We start from the raw sequence: 15,694 nt of genomic DNA on the forward strand, positions 1-15,694 counted from the left end.
TGCGTTCCTATCTCTTGATGTTAGAATACTTATTATTCTTGATCTTTTCGATGATTTTTCTACGGTTAATTAATTCTAGTAATTTATGCTGATGCTCTTGTAGACGCTTACAGGAGATGCTGTGTTGTTTATAAATAGATACTTGTAATGTTTGCAAGTGTTCTAGAAGCGAATTGTAATGTTCTATATTATTTCGGTATAAAAACCTTTCCTTTCTGATTTTAGAAATCAGCATCATGCGTTCTTTTATATCGGCAAGCTCTTGGGATAGATAATGCTTTTTACTTTTAAATTGTCGTACTTTTAATAAGGAATGATAAATTTCTACCTTTGATAAAATAGACAGGATAGCTAATTTATTATTCAAGTTCTACTAAAGCCTCCAATTCTTTCAATGTGTTTTCCAGCTGACAATAGCTTGACAGTGGTTGAGCGAGGAATTTTTTTATGTTCGGAAGAATTTTTACAGCGTCATCAAGATCTTTGTCATGTCCTGGAGTATAGGCTCCTAAATGGATAATATCTAATGCTTCTTGGTAGGTTTTTAATAATGAGCGGAGTTTTTCAGCGGCTGCATAATGATGAGGAAGAGAAAGCTTTTTCGCGGATCTCGATAGGCTGAGAAGGATATCAATAGGAGGAGAGGCTAAAGCTTTTCCCTGGTTGGTAAGGAAAAAATGTCCGTCTAAGAGTGATTTGAGGTAATCAGTAAAGATATCTGGATGATTGGGGTAGTGTAAAATAGCATATAAAGCGGTTATGGAGCCGCGATCGTTGTTTCCCGCACGTTCTGTAAATTCTGAGACATGATGGAAAACATAAGCTGCGTAATTATGCGCGGCTAACGTTTCTCCTGTTGCTAAGGCAACTTCCTGAAGAGCCGCAATCCATCGTGATAGAGAGTCCATAATGAACAAGACATCATGACCCTGATCGCGGAAATATTCGGCTATTGTCATAGCCGCACGTCCTGACATCACTTTTGTTGGCGCTGTTTCATGTGCAGGCGAGGCAATAATAACTGTGCGGTGTTCTTGTAATCCTGAAGCGTGTTGTTCTATATATTCACGAACTTCTCGTCCTCGTTCCCCAATAAGGGCAATTACGTTAATCGTAGATTTTGATCCGGAGGCTATTGTAGATAGGAGAGAAGATTTCCCGCTTCCGGGTTCTGAAAATACACCAATACGTTGTCCTTTCCCTAAAGTTAAAAAAGCATCAATAACCTTAATCCCTGTGGGGAAAATTTCTTGAATAGGCTGTCGAGACATGGGGAGTGGCGGAGGCGATATCAGGGGTTTGATATGTGTTTTGGGCAGGTTTTCTTTATTATCTAATGGATTTCCGAAACCATCTATTACACGGCCCAAAAGGTGGTCTGAAAGATGTAGGGATGGGGGACGTCTTAGGGGAAGAACCTCAGAACCTAAAGTCACATAGTGCATGGGAGATAGGGACATGAGCAATGTGGTTTGGTTATGAAATCCGATAACTTCAGCAAGTAGATCAGGATATTTTGGTGTGCAAACACGACAAAGTTCTCCGAGGCAGGCGGAAAGTCCTTGAGCTTCTAAAAGAGTTCCTGAAACCTTAGAAAGGAGCCCACAAGAGCGGTAAGGTTGCCAATATTGGATTTGGGATTTTTCGTGATCTAAGTGTATCATGTAGTTAAAACAGAAAGCAAATGATCTAGTTCTTCTCCGATTTCTTGTCTTAGGATTCCTGAGGGAACCTCCATTTTGTAGCTGGATTTTTTGCAAGAGATGTCTGGGAGAAACTCTGCATGTTTAATCATGGGGATTTCATGCGTCGCTATCCAATCATTAAGTTTCTTGTGATCTTCGGGATGAAGGAAGATCTTTACAGGAGATAAAGATCTCAGGGATGTATGTTGTTGTAGAGCAGAAGAAATTAGGAGAGCTAGCTCTTCAGCGTTGTCTAATTTCTTATAAAGGAATTTTTCACAGGTTAAGATAGCAAGCTCTACAAGATCGGGCTTTAGCTGTTGGGGAATTTTTTCTATTTCGGATAGCATGCGAATCGATAATTTCCGAAATATTTGAATTAAAGATAAAAGTTCTTGAAATGCTTTATCATATCCTAAGGTTTCTCCTTCTGAAAAACCTTGAGAAAATCCCTCTTGCCAGTCTTGAGTTTTTTCTGGGGCATCTTCAGTATCTGAAAGCGAACCAGGGGATTGAGACATTGTCACAAGACATACCTAATTCTTAATATTTATAATTTCAGTACTTGGTGTTGTATATCTTCAGGCAAATGTTTGAAGATTTCTTCAGCTTTTTTAGGATCCAAATACGAGAGAATCAACCTGATTTTTTCGGGAGATTCTTTTTGTAGTATCTCTACCAGCTTCGTAATATTTATGCCTTGTTTTATTTTCTTTGATTCTGAAGGAATGCGCTCGTAAGCGTAAAAGGCAAGATAGAAACTCGCAACGGCTATAATTCCTAAACTAGAAAGTAAAATCGTCCCCCCGACAAGAAGTCTATAGGAAAGCCAGTCTTTTTTGCTTGTTTGTGAGAAGGGAAATCTTTCGATAACAATAGAGTGAGTATGACCGTAGATTTTCTTTAGATGCTCTTCAGCATGAACCAAGAAAGCTTCTCTTTTTGCTTTGGAAAACTTTGCTAGGTATTTTTCATTAATAGTTAACTGTATTGTGGGAGTGTTGTTAGCTAGATAGGACAGTATAAAATGTTCCTTAGGGAAAATTTTCCCCAGATAGCCTTCACATGTAGATAGAAATAGAGAATTTTTAGAGATCTCTCCAGGAGAGTAGACGTTACCTAGATTATCCGATAGGGTAATGTGCTCTTTAGTTAACCCTGGAATACTACTAGATAAATAGTCCGTAATAGAATGTAACAGGGATGAGGAAAATGTTTCATTTTTACGAGTTGAAAGAATTACAGATACTTGCGGAATAATATGAGGATCATCTTCTGTAGGCAAAGATAGAGCCACAGTAGCACTCGCTACTGATTGAAACATAGTGAGATCTCTTTCTATCTGTTCTTTTTTTGCTAAGGATTCTAGTAATTTCGGATTTCCCACTTGGCTGAGTTTAAACCAGCCTGTAGTTTTTTTTTCTGAAGGTGGAGAAAAATCTGGGGATTTCGATGTGTTCTTCCCAAAAAAGATAGCACTCCCTAAAGCCGAAGAAATAACCAAAAGGCCTAAAGGAGAGATGCCTAACGAAGCAACTTTCTTTTTTAGGAATTGAAAAAACACGAGAAGCCTCAAAAAAATAATGAAATAATTATCAAACCACTAACATTTCATCATTCTTTATCAAAAGATACGAATTATTGACAATTCACGAACTTTAAAAGTTAATTAGTTTCGTCGGGGTTCTGAGACATAGGAAAATTTAAAGAGGCCTCATTTACTTTAATTTGTAGTTCGGAATAAACGTAGGCTCGTAAGAGTTGGCCTATAGAATTCAATGTAGATCCTATAGCAGAAAAACATCCAGAACAATTTCCTGCATAGGAAATTGTTACAATGTTTTCTTCAAGACTTTCTATAAAAACGCTACCCCCATCAAGAGCTGTGTATGGGGAGACTTTTTCTTCGGCTATTGTTCGTAGAGCGTGGAGCCGTGATTCCAAAGATAAAGCTTCCCAAGCTTCTTGAGTATAAGGATTGGCATCTTCTATCTCTGAAGGCAGGAAGGACTCTTTTAAGGGTAGGGATCCATCCTCAAGAGGAATTTCCATACATTGTTCTGCTGCGGTATCTATAGCATCGATAATGCAATGGTATAAAGCCGCGCTACTTTCTGGTAGAGCGGGTTTATTGGGATGAGAACGTAGTTCGGTATCAATATTATTAACTGTGAGGTTATAGGCTTGGGCGTAGGTTTTACCAATCACCAAATTACATGCTGTTTCTGCAAGGACAAGTAAAAAGGGATGCCCAAAATATTGGAATTTTGCATCGATAATTTTTCCATTTACTTTGTCTATCAGCCAATAAAATATCACATAGTTCCCTGTAAGTCTGTGGCCTTGGCTGCCGATAATCAGACAGGCACCTTTTGTTTCAGCATCTTCTGCTGAAAAGGTCCCCCCACAATAAAATTTATGAAATTTCTTCATAACTTTTGGAGAAACACTTGCCCAAGAGGCTACAGGTTGAAATGGAATTGTCATACGGAGCTCGGGATTGCGGATTGAAGATGCGCGAGGCCAGCTTGGATAACGCGTCCTAAAGATGCCAACTGTTCGTCTTTTATTTTCTCAGTGAAGGAAAAATGTAGAGCGCTGTGACAGAGGAAAGGTGACACACCACAATTTTGTAAAATTTGGGATAGAGGTTGGAAGCGTTCGTAGCCAAGCCCTGGGTAGATTCCTTGTTGATGTAGGAAAAATGCTAAACTTTCTGCGGGAGCGTCACCAATCGTAGCAATCATCACATTGGGAAGCTTGTTTTCTAATTCTGGAAACAGAAACTGCACATCGGGTGAGGCGGCTTGGAGTTCTTTTGCAAGTTTATTCCTTAGATTTATTGAGGCTAAGATTAAAGAAGAAAAGGAGGACAAACGTTCCTGACAGGCTGTTTTCATAGCAGCTACAGAACCCAAACATAAGGTGCCTGGAGAATGTGTCGGTAGCCATAAATTGAAGAACTTACTGAGGGATTTTTTTATAAACATTCCTCCTATATTTCCAATCCCTCCCAAAGCCAGGGAAGAAAACGTAAGGATGTCCGCATCAAGCATAGATGGAGTGAGAGCCGCACGTCCTAGAATATCACAGAGATCTAAGTGCAAGACTACACCACGATCTTTGCATAGAGGTTGTAAATCTTCTATAGGTTCGATAAGTCCTGTCATGCCATTAGCAGCAGATAATGAAAAGAGTAAGGTGCGTGGTGTTAGCGCTTCTGTAAGCTGTTCTTTGGAGAGTCTCCCGGACGAGTTTATCGTTACCCAATCATATGTTGTCCCTAATCCCTGGCGACGGCAAATAGCATCAATAGCGTATTGTTGCTCATGTGCGGAGACTAAAAGGTGGTTTTTCCCCTGGAAAAACGTTAAATTTTCCAATAAAGCAGCGACGATAATAGCCACAGCGTGGGGAAAATGCGGAAGAAAATGAAAAGTATGAGTTTCTTCTGAACATCCGACAAGTTTTCGAGCTGCTTCTTCAGTTTCACTAAGAAGTTTCATCGCCGATGAAGGTGTCAAAGAAAATGGATCAGAGTAGGTTTCTAAGCTCTCTCTTACTGAAACTGAAGGAGGAATCGCTTGTTGGTTGTTTAACCAAATGGTTCTGGACGTCGTTCGAACGTGTGGCCGGTCCATAAATACACTAGGGGTTTTCCTGTAGGTAACTCCAAAGAGAGTACCTCTTCTTCACTTAATTTTTCTATATCCATAATGAGCGAACGTAGGGAATTTCCATGCGCGGAGATGAATACATTTTTTGAATTCTGCAGTAAAGGAAAAATCGTTTCTTGAAAATAGGGAATAGTGCGTTGTCCCGTATCATAGAGGCTTTCTCCTTTGGGAGGGGCTATTTTATAGCTGCGTCTCCATAACTTCACTTGCTCTTCACCAAATTGCTCTGCCGTTTCTTGTTTATTTTTCCCCTGAAGTTCCCCATACATTCTTTCGTTTAGAGCACTAGAACGGTAGAGGGGGATCATGTGTTGTTCTTCCTCACTGTAAATCCTACTCATTTGTTTTTGCTGGGGAGCATCGTGAATAATGTAAGGGACTTTCTTAGAGCTATGGTGTGTCATAGCAAGCAAAGCCGTCATTAAACTTCTCACAAGAGAGGAGGTAAAGATGCAGTCTATAGGAAGGTCTTTAATTACCTGACCTGCGAGAATGGCTTCGTCTATCCCTTTTTGGCTCAGGGGAATATCAACCCATCCTGTAAAAAGATTTTTTTCATTCCAGACCGATTTCCCGTGTCGTAATAAGATAAGAAAAGCCATGACATCCTGAATAATAAGGTTAAGAGTATTAGCATAGAAACAAAAAAACTTTGTCTATAGGAAAGATTTTTCTAGATAATATTTTTTTATAACAAAGAACAGTGGACCTCTATTGGTATTCTTAGGCAAAATATATGTCTCGTATGGAGAATATTATGACAAAGGTTCGTCTCAATAAATTTTTGGCTTCTTCGGGAGTTGCGTCTCGTAGAAAGTGTGATGAAATTATTTTTTCAGGACATGTAACTGTGAACGGTCGCGTAGCTCCGGGTCCTTTCGTTCTTGTGGACGAAGAAACTGATACCGTGAAGGTCGATGGGCGTCGCGTAGGCATGACCAAGAAGGTATACTTCATGGTGCATAAACCTTTGGGGTATTTATGTTCTTCGGAGAGAAAATTCCCAGGGGATAAGTTGGTTATCGATTTATTCTCTCATCTTCCTTATCGGGTATTCACAGTAGGGAGACTAGACAAGGAAACTTCTGGATTAATTTTAGTAACAAATGATGGAGAATTTTCTAATAAGATTATTCACCCTTCTTTCGGAATTACCAAAGAGTATTTGCTTAAGGTGAGCCGTGATGTTACTGCGAAAAATCTTGAAGATCTTATGGGAGGTACGATTATCGATGGTAAAAGAGTCCGCCCTGTTTCTGTTGAGAAAATCCGTCGTGGTACGATTAAAATTATTGTCAACGAAGGGAAAAAGCACGAGATTCGTTTATTTGCTGAAGCTGCAGGATTGCCTATTCTAGAGCTTTCACGCATTCGTATAGGAAGTTTTGTTCTTGGAGGTCTTCGCTACGGGGAATATCGCGAGCTTACCGATGCCGAGATCCTTACCTACATGTAGCCCCTGTTGCTTTTTTATCATTAGTGAGCCATATGTAGCCCTATGGCAGGATTAGTTTTTGTAATCATTTTTAGCGTATTGTTGGGAGCCTGTCTCGGGGCGTATTGTCAACTATATTATCTCGTAAAAAACATTATGTTTTCTTGGGAGGCTCTCCTTTCCCATGCCATTGCCAAACGTAGGGCCCTCCTTTCTCTGTCTATTTTAGGGAAGTTAACTATCCCTCGTTTATCTCAGGAAACAGAGTTTTTATGTCAGCATCATAAGATTTCTTGGAGAATTTTTTTAAAACACAGCTACGATATCCTTTTTGCTTTTCAAGAAATGGAAGAAACTCTTCCTCAGCTTGTTCAGGAGATATTAGAAGCTGTGGGGGAAAATCATGAGCAAGAATCAATTGTGAGATCTTTAGAAGATTTTTGGGCTAGGGATAATCTTTTTGCTTTTGAGACTTCTGCGTATGAGCAAGCTGTTGAGAAATACTTAAAGCAAAGATCAAGCGCATCGTTATGGGTGGCTTCGAGGATGTTTCGTTTTTTAGACCTCCCTATGATTCATTTCTCTCGCTAAGATTTTCGGAAATTTTTGTAAAATCCCTTGCTTTACGTGCTCAATAAGTTTATCGCGAATCTCTTCGAGATCAATGGTATGATTTAAAAGTATAGATAGTGATGTTGCTGGTTGATCTATAGAATTAAGCTCTTCTTTTGTTGTATTACCATTGATTCCGATCCCCAGGATGATTCCTAGATGGCTGTGCATAGGGACGGTTTCACTAAGAACTCCACAAAGCTTTGCTCCATTTACTAACACATCATTTGGCCATTTTATAGTGCCATTAGAGATTCCTAAATCTTGAATTAAAGAGAGAACAGCTTCTGTCCCTAAACGAAATAATTGGCTAACATCAATGTCTAATTCGGTAATAAAAAAGCATAAGGAAAGGGTAAGATCTTTATCAGAAGATATCCAGGTTTTATTAAATTTCCCCTTTCCTTCTGTCTGTTTTCGAGTAGAAACAACAGTAAGAGCTTGAGGATTCCACAGATGTATGAGTTGTTTTGCTGTAGCGTTGGTAGATGGAGTTTCTGCTATTTCGTAGTAAATAACTTTCATTGGAAGTATCCCCACTCTTAATTTATAAAGAGCATTATGAGAAACACTAGATATTTCAGCTATGTCAATTACTGGGTGTTTGTTGTCATTATTGTATTAATGATGATTAGCATAGTTGTAATTTCTTCTATGGACCCATCAACGATACTCGTAACCTCATCAAAGGGCTTGCTGACGAATAAAAGTATCATGCAACTTCGCCATTTTGCTTTGGGATGGACGGTTTTTTTCGTTTGTATGTGGCTCGATTACCATAAGCTAAGAAGTTGGGCGTGGGTTCTTTACATTCTTATGATTTTGAGCCTTGCAGGATTGTTTTTTGTCCCCACAGTGCAAAATGTTCATCGATGGTATAAAATTCCCTTCATTGGTTTAAGTGTTCAGCCGTCTGAATATGCTAAGCTTATTGTCGTGATTATGCTCAGCTACATGTTAGATATACGCAAATCTGAAATCTCTTCAAAGACGACAGCTTTCATAGCCTGTGTTATTGTCGGTATTCCCTTTTTCCTTATTTTTAAAGAACCGGATTTAGGCACAGCTTTAGTTTTATGCCCCGTTGCTTTGGTGATTTTTTATTTGGGGAATATTCACCCCTTGTTTGTGAAAATCTGTGCAACCTTTGCAGGAATTGGTCTTCTTTGCTCCCTATTGATTTTTTCTGGAATGATTTCTCATGAAACAGTAAAGCCTTACGCATTAAAGGTGATCAAGGAATATCAGTATGAAAGATTAAGCCCTTCAAATCATCATCAGCGAGCATCATTAATTTCCATTGGATTAGGAGGAGTTAAGGGACGCGGGTGGAAATCGGGAGAATTTGCTGGAAGAGGCTGGCTTCCCTATGGATATACGGACTCGGTATTTCCAGCTTTAGGAGAGGAATTTGGATTGGTTGGTCTTTTTTTCGCTTTGTGGATGTTTTACTGTTTAATTTGTTTCGGCTGTAGAACGGTGGCTGTTGCCGTTGATGATTTTGGCCGATTATTAGCTGCAGGAATCACAGTACATATCTCTATGCATGTTATAATCAATATTAGCATGATGTGTGGATTGATGCCTATTACCGGAGTGCCCTTGGTTTTGGTTTCCTATGGTGGATCTTCAGTTATTTCCACGATGGCGTCATTAGGAATCTTACAAAGTATCTACAGTCGTAGATTCTCAAAATACTAAGATTATTTCAGTAACCGTAAAGCGTTGAGCCCTACAATAATCGTACTACCCTCATGGAGAATCACTGCCAGCCATAGGGGAATAATCCCTAAAGAAGCAGGCCAGGAAACTAGCAGAATAATGGCCAAGGCTAGTCCTAAATTTTGAGTAACGATTCTTCGTGTTTTCTTTGCTTTTTTGATGATCCAGGGCAGCAGAGAAATTGCATCATGGAGAAGAACAATATCCGCAGCCTCCACAGCAGTTGCGCTTCCAGCTTCCCCCATAGCGACACCAACAGTTGCCTGAGCAAGAGCTGGGGCATCGTTAATTCCATCACCGACCATGACTATGTGGCGTTGATTCGCAAGCTCTCGTACTTTCTCTAATTTATCATCGGGAGATAAATTTGAAAATACTTCGGAAATTCCTAAGAGCTTTGCGGTATTTTCTGCACTGACTTGATGATCTCCTGTGAGCATGCTAATAGAGTAACCTTCATCCTTGAGCTCTTTTATAATTTTTCCAGCATCAGGTCGTGGGGTGTCTTTAAAATAAAATAAGGCGCAATGTCCTTGTAGATATGCAAGCGAACAGATTTCTCCGCGTTGTCGGGCAGTATGCACACGATCTTCTATTTCCTGAACATACTCCCCAGGGATTTTTTGTAAGGCGGTATCTATTTTCCCTACGAAGGCTTCCTGACCTTGAAAAATTCCCCGAACACCTTTCCCTGGAATCACACAGTATTCTTCTGCAGGACGCGAGGAAACATTGTTCTTTATAAGATAAATAACAATAGCTTGAGCTATGGGATGCATTGAAGATTGCTCTAAAGCTAAAATAGAAGGGAAAAAATCTGGATTTTCAGGACCAAAATTATCACAGCCAATACAGGTAAGCTCTCCCGTTGTTAGCGTCCCTGTTTTATCCATAACAATAGAATCACAAGATGCTAAGCGATCTAAAACTACCCCGCCTTTAAGAAGTACACCGTGTTTCGCACAAGCGTTTATAGAACTTAAATAAGCAATAGGAATCGCGATAATTAATGCGCAAGGGGACGCAGAAATAAGGAAAGCTAATGCACGATAAAAGGCACTGTTAGGTCCTAAGAAAGGAATAGAGGTAAACAAAGGAACTAAAATAGCTATAGCTATCGAAATAGCAAAGATCGTTAAAGCATAAGCTGAGGAATACTTATCCAAACGTTGTTGTAAACGTGGTTTGGATTTCTGCGCTTGAATGACCAAATTAATAATATGAGCGATTGTTGAATCCGCTCCTGTTTTTAAAACTTTCAGATCAAAACTTCCTTCAAGGTTATGAGCCCCTGCAGGAATTATAGAACCTACCTGACAAGACTTAGGGATTTTTTCTCCGGTAAGATGCATGAGATTAATAGAGGAAGAACCGTGAATAATTTCTCCGTCTAGAGGAACGATCTCCCCACTCTTTACTCGAATAATATTGCCAACCAGAACTTGATTTATCGGAGTTTTTTCTAGGTTGCCATCTTCGCCAACTACCCATGCTATGGTTGGGGCTAAATGTTTCAATGAGGCTAGCGTGCTCTTTGCCTTTCCCGATACCATTTGTCCAAGGGCTTCGGAAATAGCAAACAAAACAAGAAGTAAAGACCCTTCTAAAGCTCCGCCGATAAAAATGGATCCAAAGGCTGCTGACGTCATCAAAATGTCAATATTCACAGTCTTATTGCGAATATCATCTAAAGATTTTATTAAGGCTGGAGTCCCAGCAAGAAAGAAGGTGAAAATAACAAATAAATTGGAAACATCAACAATGTGCAACCAGTAGAATGCTAAAGCACCCAGATACGTCCCTAAGGAAAGGCACGCGGATTTTAGAGAAAGGTTACGACTCAACAACCGATTTTTCCGAGATAACATCGGGCTATTATCTTCTGTCATTCCTGATTCAAAAAAATCATTTAGGACTTCTGGTGAAAATGGAGTGGAGAAGAGTTGTGAGAACACGATGATACCCGGGGTCTATAAAAATTTTACACAAGTGCAAACAATGCTTATGGAGGTAATAAAAATACCTAAAACCCAAACTACCTCTGTAATTATGTCATTACCCAAAATTTTTGCTTTAGTGGCAGAAAGGATTGTGATGAGGATCCCTGACAATACACCAGCTACTGTATAACTAGAGCAGAGAACTAGGGGTAGGAAGAGAATTAATCCGATAAACCCTCCAAGCATACGCGTTCCGCCTTGTTTTAAAGGGTGAGGGAAATTCTCCAAGGAAATATGGAGCTCTTCTCGGATCATGGTGTCAAGGAGGAGGGTGGAGTCGGAGGCGACATAATCCACCATTTCTTCTAAAAGGGGAGACTTGAATCCTTGATTTTTAAAAATGGCTTTGAGTTCTAAGCGTTCTTGCTCAGGATGCTTTTCTATTTCTTCTTTTTCTTGCAGCATAAAACGGTGCGAGAGCTCCATGTAAGACCAGGCTTTTTTGGCCTTCAAACAGCCTAGATAAAAAATCCATCCTAATCCTAATGAGAATAGCATTTCTGCTTGCGATCCATGAGAAATCGGAAGAAGAAATGCTAGGGTCCTGATGAAAAATAAAAAAATTCCTGAGGATAAGGCATCACTTGAGAGATGATAGAAAAAACCTTTTAGCGTTGTATGAGGTTCGCCGACGCAAACCCCGCGTTGATCTTTAACCGTCTTTAGATGTTCTTCAGGCGTTGCATTTTTGAAATGATCATACTCGGTTTTCATTAGTTGTATCCATGAGGTACGCGATTTATATTGCCTTAGGCTCTTTCATTTTTGCAGTAACTCTACTCTTGAGCCGACAACACTTCTTGATTTCCCAAGTAGGGACGTAAAACTTCAGGAATAATTACAGAGCCGTCTTCTTGCTGATTATTTTCTAAAATTGCAACGAATAATCGTGGTGTTGCTAAACCCGAGCCGTTCAGAGTATGAACAAAGTGCATTTTTCCTTGGCTGTCTTTATAACGAGTTTCTGAACGTCGGGATTGAAAATCCGTACACTGTGAAATAGAAGAAACTTCGTAATAGGATTTCTGCCCAGGTAACCAAACTTCGGCATCTATAGTTTTTGAGGCCGTGAAGGACATGTCCCCTGTAGAGAGTAAAGATAAGCGGTAGGGGAGTTTTAACTCTGTAAGAATTTCCTCAACAATAGAAAGCATTTTTTCATAAGCTTGATCTGCCTGTTCTGGAGTTGTAAACGCAAACATCTCTACTTTGTGAAACTGATGTACTCGAACAAGACCGCGTTCATGAGCTCCTGCGGCCCCCGCTTCTCTACGGAAACATGGTGTGCACGCCGCGTAATATATGGGTAAATCTTTTTCATTAAAAATTTCTTGAGAGTGGAAGCCATTAAGAACCACCTCTGCTGTAGGAATGAGATAAAGCGATTGATCTCCATCTTCTACACGATAATATTGACCATCGAATTTGGGAATTTGACCAGAACCGAAAAGAATTTCACGTTTTACCAGAAGAGGGGGTAACCATAATTGAAATCCATGTGATTGCTGCTTCTGTAATAAGTAGGTGAGCAAGGCCCATTCTAGAAGAACTCCCCGATTTTTATATGCGGGCCACCCAGATCCCGAAGTTTTCCCAGGAAGCTTAAAATCTAAAATTTGTAATTTTTGATTTAATTCTAGATGATGCTTAGGGGGGAAGGAAAAAGTTGATGGGGAGCCAACACTTTTAATTACCCGGTTTCCTGTTTTGTCAGGGCTTATAGGGACGTCTTCATCAGGATAATTAGGAAGACGTACGAGTAAATTTTGTAAGGCAGCGTCCTTTTCTTCAAGTAGAGCTTCTAATCTTGTTAGTTCTTGGGAAATTCGCTCAACTTCACCTATCATATCGGAGGCATCTTCGTTCCGGGCTTTGGTTTGATGGATCTGTCGCGATAGCAGTTTTTTTTGAGATTGCAAAGATTCCGAATCAGTTTTGAGTTGTCGGACCTCCTTGTCCAAATTAAGAATAGGAAGAAGAGAAATACTTGGATCTTTCTTACGAAGACGAGTTTCACATTCTTCAGGTGCCTTGCGTATTAATTTTATATCCAACATCCTCGTATCTCTTTAATTACCTTTTCTTATAACGGCAAAGTATATGGAAGATTTCTCTGAGCAACAACTATTTTTTATGCGGAGAGCTATAGAATTAGGAGAAAATGGAAGACTTTCTGCTCCACCTAACCCCTGGGTTGGTTGTGTAATCGTAAAAAATGGACGGATTATAGGGGAAGGGTATCACAAGAAAAAAGGCCAACCACATGCAGAAGAAGAGGCCGTAAACTCTACAACCGAGTCTATAGAGGGTTGTGATGTGTATGTGACTTTAGAGCCATGCTGTCATTATGGAAGTACGCCGCCATGTGTGAACTTATTAATCAAACATAAAGTCTCTACTGTTTATGTGGCTTTACTAGATCCTGATGGTCGTGTTTCTGGTAAGGGAATTGCTGCATTAAGAAATGCGGGTATACGTGTTTATGTGGGGTTGGGAAAAGAGGAGGCTGAGTCTTCTTTAAAATCTTATATATACCAGAGAACCTATGGGAAACCCTGGATTGTTATTAAAAGTGCTGCAACTTTAGACGGACAGGTTGCGGATAGCGATGGGCAATCTCAATGGATCACTTGTCCGGAAGCACGAGCTGATGTGGGGAAAATTCGTGCAAGTTCTCAAGCTATTGTTATAGGTTCTAAAACTGTTTTGCAAGATGATCCCCTATTAACAGCTAGAAAGCCTTCCGGAGAGCTGTATTCTAATCAACCTTTACGTGTAGTTGTGGATAGTTCTGGAATAGTGCCTCCTCAAGCAAAAGTTTTTCATGTTCCTGGAAAATCTCTCTATGTAACCACAACGCGATCCTCAAGCGAGCATATCAAAAATATAGAAGATCTTGGTGTGGAAGTTTTGGTTACTCAACCCAGAGAATCTAAAGTAGATTTGCATGAATTAGTGGCATATTTATCTAACAAAACAGTGCTACAAGTTCTTGTTGAAGGCGGATCTATTTTACATACTTCTTTTTTGAAAGAACGTTTGGCGAATGCTCTAGTCCTTTACCTAGGTCCAAAAATTTTTGGAGATCAACGAAAACCTCTTTTTGGAGATCTAGGACTACGTTTGCACTCTGCTCAAGAAATTATTCCTAAGTTTTCTGTAGTGCTAGGAAATTCTTTAAAAACCTCTTGGGAAATCCTTGGAGAGAGGAAAGAGGGTAAGAGATTGAAGTGAATAGGTGGTTTCTATTAGCATTCCTAAGAGAGAAGCAATCAGTAATTGGGGGCTCCAGTGTTAACATCTAGTGATGGTGCACGTGCATCGTGTTTTGTCCCAATAGAAAAAGCTATAGCAGATATTTCTGAAGGGAAATTTGTTATTGTTGTCGATGAAGCTTCGAGAGAAGACGAAGGGGATCTGGTCATAGCAGGTGAGAAGATGACCGTCGAAAAGATGACTTTTCTTCTTAAATATACGACGGGGATTATTTGCGCTTCTTTAGAACCTGAAAGAGCAAAAGCCTTAGAATTCCCTCCTATGGTTAAAGATAATTGTTGTCGTTACCACACAGCATTTACTGTATCCGTGGATGCAGCGCAAGGTATAACAACCGGAGTATCTGCAGCAGATCGAACTAAAGTAGTGGAGCTATTGTCAAATCCTAACAGCAGCCCTGAGGATTTTGTCCGTCCGGGGCATTTTTTCCCCCTAGTGGGGACTCCTGGAGGCGTATTAAAACGTGCAGGACATACAGAGGCTGCTTTAGATCTTATGCGTTTGGCAAATATGCAACCTTGTGGGGTTCTTTCTGAGCTTGTTAACGAAGACCACACTATGATGCGCCTTCCTCAAATTATAGAATTTGCTAATCAGCATGGTCTCTCAGTGATCTCTATTTCTGACTTGATAGCCTATCGGAGGTTATCCGAAAGGCTGGTAGTTCCAGTTTCCTCCGCGCGCCTTCCTACAGAATATGGAGATTTTAATATTCATGTTTACGAATCTCTCCTCGACGGTATTCAACATATCGCTTTGGTAAAAGGTGATGTGAGAGGTGAGGAGAATGTTCTTGTTCGTGTGCACTCTGAATGTCTCACAGGAGATGTTATGGGATCCATTCGTTGTGATTGTGGACATCAGTTGCGCTCAGCTATGGAATATATCGGATTAGAAGGTAGGGGAGTCATTGTTTACTTACGTGGACAAGAGGGACGGGGAATCGGATTGGGTCATAAGGTCCGTGCTTATGCTTTACAAGATTGTGGGTACGATACTGTAGACGCGAACTTAGAAATTGGCTTCCCTGTAGATTCTAGGGAGTACGGGATAGGGGCTCAGATTCTAGCTGATCTAGGATTGACAAAGATCAAATTGATTACCCATAATCCCCATAAATATTTTGGTCTTCAGGGATTTGGATTGGAAATTGTAGATCGAATAGCTCTTCCGGTCAATGTCTCTGAGGAAAATGAAAATTACCTACGCACAAAAAAAGAGCGTATGGGGCATTGGATAGACCTCTCTTTCGTTAGGGAAGTAAACACAAGATAATTCAAGGATTAT

16 protein-coding genes are annotated in these 15,694 nt (G+C 40.1%); 5 read left to right on the forward strand and 11 right to left on the reverse strand.

The genetic code is table 11. From position 1 onward, the window contains the following. Positions 1 to 7: 7 nt before the first annotated feature. The 7 genes from CF_RS00530 to CF_RS00560 all read right to left on the reverse strand — a co-directional run bounded on the left by CF_RS00530 (position 8) and on the right by CF_RS00560 (position 5,964). A complete protein-coding gene (locus CF_RS00530; RefSeq protein WP_011457661.1) occupies positions 8 to 367 on the reverse strand; it encodes a hypothetical protein in 360 nt (119 codons plus the stop codon). After that, complete coding sequence (locus tag CF_RS00535; RefSeq protein WP_011457662.1) at positions 360 to 1,664, reverse strand: FliI/YscN family ATPase; 1,305 nt, start codon at positions 1,662 to 1,664, stop codon at positions 360 to 362. The genes CF_RS00530 and CF_RS00535 overlap by 8 nt, the downstream gene beginning before the upstream one ends. After that, entirely contained in the window at positions 1,661 to 2,206 is a 546-nt protein-coding gene (locus tag CF_RS00540; RefSeq protein ID WP_011457663.1) for a hypothetical protein, read from the reverse strand. Before CF_RS00540 ends, CF_RS00535 begins: the two co-directional genes overlap by 4 nt. A gap of 29 nt (positions 2,207 to 2,235) precedes the next feature. Continuing rightward, positions 2,236 to 3,249, reverse strand: coding sequence for a type III secretion system protein (locus tag CF_RS00545; RefSeq protein ID WP_011457664.1), 1,014 nt, complete (start codon positions 3,247 to 3,249; stop codon positions 2,236 to 2,238). Positions 3,250 to 3,350: 101 nt separating this feature from the next. Next, complete coding sequence (locus CF_RS00550; protein WP_011457665.1) at positions 3,351 to 4,172, reverse strand: iron-sulfur cluster assembly scaffold protein; 822 nt, start codon at positions 4,170 to 4,172, stop codon at positions 3,351 to 3,353. Next, positions 4,169 to 5,326, reverse strand: coding sequence for an aminotransferase class V-fold PLP-dependent enzyme (locus CF_RS00555; RefSeq protein ID WP_011457666.1), 1,158 nt, complete (start codon positions 5,324 to 5,326; stop codon positions 4,169 to 4,171). Before CF_RS00555 ends, CF_RS00550 begins: the two co-directional genes overlap by 4 nt. Then, positions 5,281 to 5,964 carry a 2,3-bisphosphoglycerate-dependent phosphoglycerate mutase gene (locus CF_RS00560; RefSeq protein ID WP_011457667.1) on the reverse strand — a complete coding sequence of 228 codons (684 nt, stop codon included), beginning with the start codon at positions 5,962 to 5,964 and terminating at the stop codon, positions 5,281 to 5,283. Before CF_RS00560 ends, CF_RS00555 begins: the two co-directional genes overlap by 46 nt. Before the next feature lie 155 nt (positions 5,965 to 6,119). Between CF_RS00560 and CF_RS00565 the strand changes: the two genes are divergently transcribed. Both CF_RS00565 and CF_RS00570 read left to right on the forward strand, forming a co-directional pair. Further along, complete coding sequence (locus tag CF_RS00565; RefSeq protein ID WP_041467926.1) at positions 6,120 to 6,818, forward strand: pseudouridine synthase; 699 nt, start codon at positions 6,120 to 6,122, stop codon at positions 6,816 to 6,818. Positions 6,819 to 6,860: 42 nt separating this feature from the next. Next, entirely contained in the window at positions 6,861 to 7,388 is a 528-nt protein-coding gene (locus tag CF_RS00570) for a hypothetical protein (protein ID WP_011457669.1), read from the forward strand. On the opposite strand, the gene CF_RS00575 is transcribed toward CF_RS00570, so the two are convergent. After that, positions 7,356 to 7,934 (reverse strand): biotin--[acetyl-CoA-carboxylase] ligase, encoded by a 579-nt coding sequence (locus tag CF_RS00575; RefSeq protein ID WP_011457670.1) that lies wholly within the window; start codon positions 7,932 to 7,934, stop codon positions 7,356 to 7,358. The two genes, CF_RS00570 and CF_RS00575, sit on opposite strands and share 33 nt — an antisense overlap. 36 nt (positions 7,935 to 7,970) lie before the next feature. Between CF_RS00575 and CF_RS00580 the strand changes: the two genes are divergently transcribed. After that, a complete protein-coding gene (locus CF_RS00580) occupies positions 7,971 to 9,110 on the forward strand; it encodes an FtsW/RodA/SpoVE family cell cycle protein (RefSeq protein ID WP_011457671.1) in 1,140 nt (379 codons plus the stop codon). 2 nt (positions 9,111 to 9,112) lie between these two features. On the opposite strand, the gene CF_RS00585 is transcribed toward CF_RS00580, so the two are convergent. The 3 genes from CF_RS00585 to serS all read right to left on the reverse strand — a co-directional run bounded on the left by CF_RS00585 (position 9,113) and on the right by serS (position 13,188). Further along, a complete protein-coding gene (locus tag CF_RS00585) occupies positions 9,113 to 11,086 on the reverse strand; it encodes a cation-translocating P-type ATPase (RefSeq protein ID WP_011457672.1) in 1,974 nt (657 codons plus the stop codon). A 15-nt stretch (positions 11,087 to 11,101) separates the two neighbouring features. Continuing rightward, positions 11,102 to 11,845: a VIT1/CCC1 transporter family protein gene (locus tag CF_RS00590; protein WP_011457673.1), complete on the reverse strand. Its 744-nt coding sequence runs from the start codon at positions 11,843 to 11,845 to the stop codon at positions 11,102 to 11,104. Between the two features lie 62 nt (positions 11,846 to 11,907). Continuing rightward, the gene (gene serS / locus CF_RS00595) at positions 11,908 to 13,188 is read right to left on the reverse strand and encodes a serine--tRNA ligase (RefSeq protein WP_011457674.1); all 1,281 of its coding nucleotides are present in this window, start codon (positions 13,186 to 13,188) and stop codon (positions 11,908 to 11,910) included. Positions 13,189 to 13,231: 43 nt separating this feature from the next. Here serS and ribD point away from each other — a divergent pair, with 43 nt between their 5' ends. Together ribD and CF_RS00605 are read left to right on the forward strand one after the other, a co-directional pair. Continuing rightward, positions 13,232 to 14,365, forward strand: coding sequence for a bifunctional diaminohydroxyphosphoribosylaminopyrimidine deaminase/5-amino-6-(5-phosphoribosylamino)uracil reductase RibD (gene ribD / locus CF_RS00600; RefSeq protein ID WP_011457675.1), 1,134 nt, complete (start codon positions 13,232 to 13,234; stop codon positions 14,363 to 14,365). 57 nt (positions 14,366 to 14,422) lie between these two features. Continuing rightward, positions 14,423 to 15,682 (forward strand): bifunctional 3,4-dihydroxy-2-butanone-4-phosphate synthase/GTP cyclohydrolase II, encoded by a 1,260-nt coding sequence (locus tag CF_RS00605; RefSeq protein ID WP_011457676.1) that lies wholly within the window; start codon positions 14,423 to 14,425, stop codon positions 15,680 to 15,682. Positions 15,683 to 15,694 lie beyond the last annotated feature (12 nt).

Source organism: Chlamydia felis Fe/C-56, from assembly GCF_000009945.1.
GTDB lineage: Bacteria > Chlamydiota > Chlamydiia > Chlamydiales > Chlamydiaceae > Chlamydia > Chlamydia felis.

Excerpts from the sequence above, each read along its gene's own strand:
- serS (WP_011457674.1), bottom strand. The coding sequence starts at position 13,188 with ATGTTGGATATAAAATTAATACGCAAGGCACCTGAAGAATGTGAAACT.
- CF_RS00575 (WP_011457670.1), bottom strand. The coding sequence starts at position 7,934 with ATGAAAGTTATTTACTACGAAATAGCAGAAACTCCATCTACCAACGCT.
- CF_RS00580 (WP_011457671.1), top strand. The coding sequence starts at position 7,971 with ATGAGAAACACTAGATATTTCAGCTATGTCAATTACTGGGTGTTTGTT.
- CF_RS00570 (WP_011457669.1), top strand. The coding sequence starts at position 6,861 with ATGGCAGGATTAGTTTTTGTAATCATTTTTAGCGTATTGTTGGGAGCC.
- CF_RS00560 (WP_011457667.1), bottom strand. The coding sequence starts at position 5,964 with ATGGCTTTTCTTATCTTATTACGACACGGGAAATCGGTCTGGAATGAA.
- CF_RS00565 (WP_041467926.1), top strand. The coding sequence starts at position 6,120 with ATGACAAAGGTTCGTCTCAATAAATTTTTGGCTTCTTCGGGAGTTGCG.
- CF_RS00555 (WP_011457666.1), bottom strand. The coding sequence starts at position 5,326 with ATGGACCGGCCACACGTTCGAACGACGTCCAGAACCATTTGGTTAAAC.
- CF_RS00540 (WP_011457663.1), bottom strand. The coding sequence starts at position 2,206 with ATGTCTCAATCCCCTGGTTCGCTTTCAGATACTGAAGATGCCCCAGAA.
- ribD (WP_011457675.1), top strand. The coding sequence starts at position 13,232 with ATGGAAGATTTCTCTGAGCAACAACTATTTTTTATGCGGAGAGCTATA.
- CF_RS00535 (WP_011457662.1), bottom strand. The coding sequence starts at position 1,664 with ATGATACACTTAGATCACGAAAAATCCCAAATCCAATATTGGCAACCT.
- CF_RS00550 (WP_011457665.1), bottom strand. The coding sequence starts at position 4,172 with ATGACAATTCCATTTCAACCTGTAGCCTCTTGGGCAAGTGTTTCTCCA.
- CF_RS00590 (WP_011457673.1), bottom strand. The coding sequence starts at position 11,845 with ATGAAAACCGAGTATGATCATTTCAAAAATGCAACGCCTGAAGAACAT.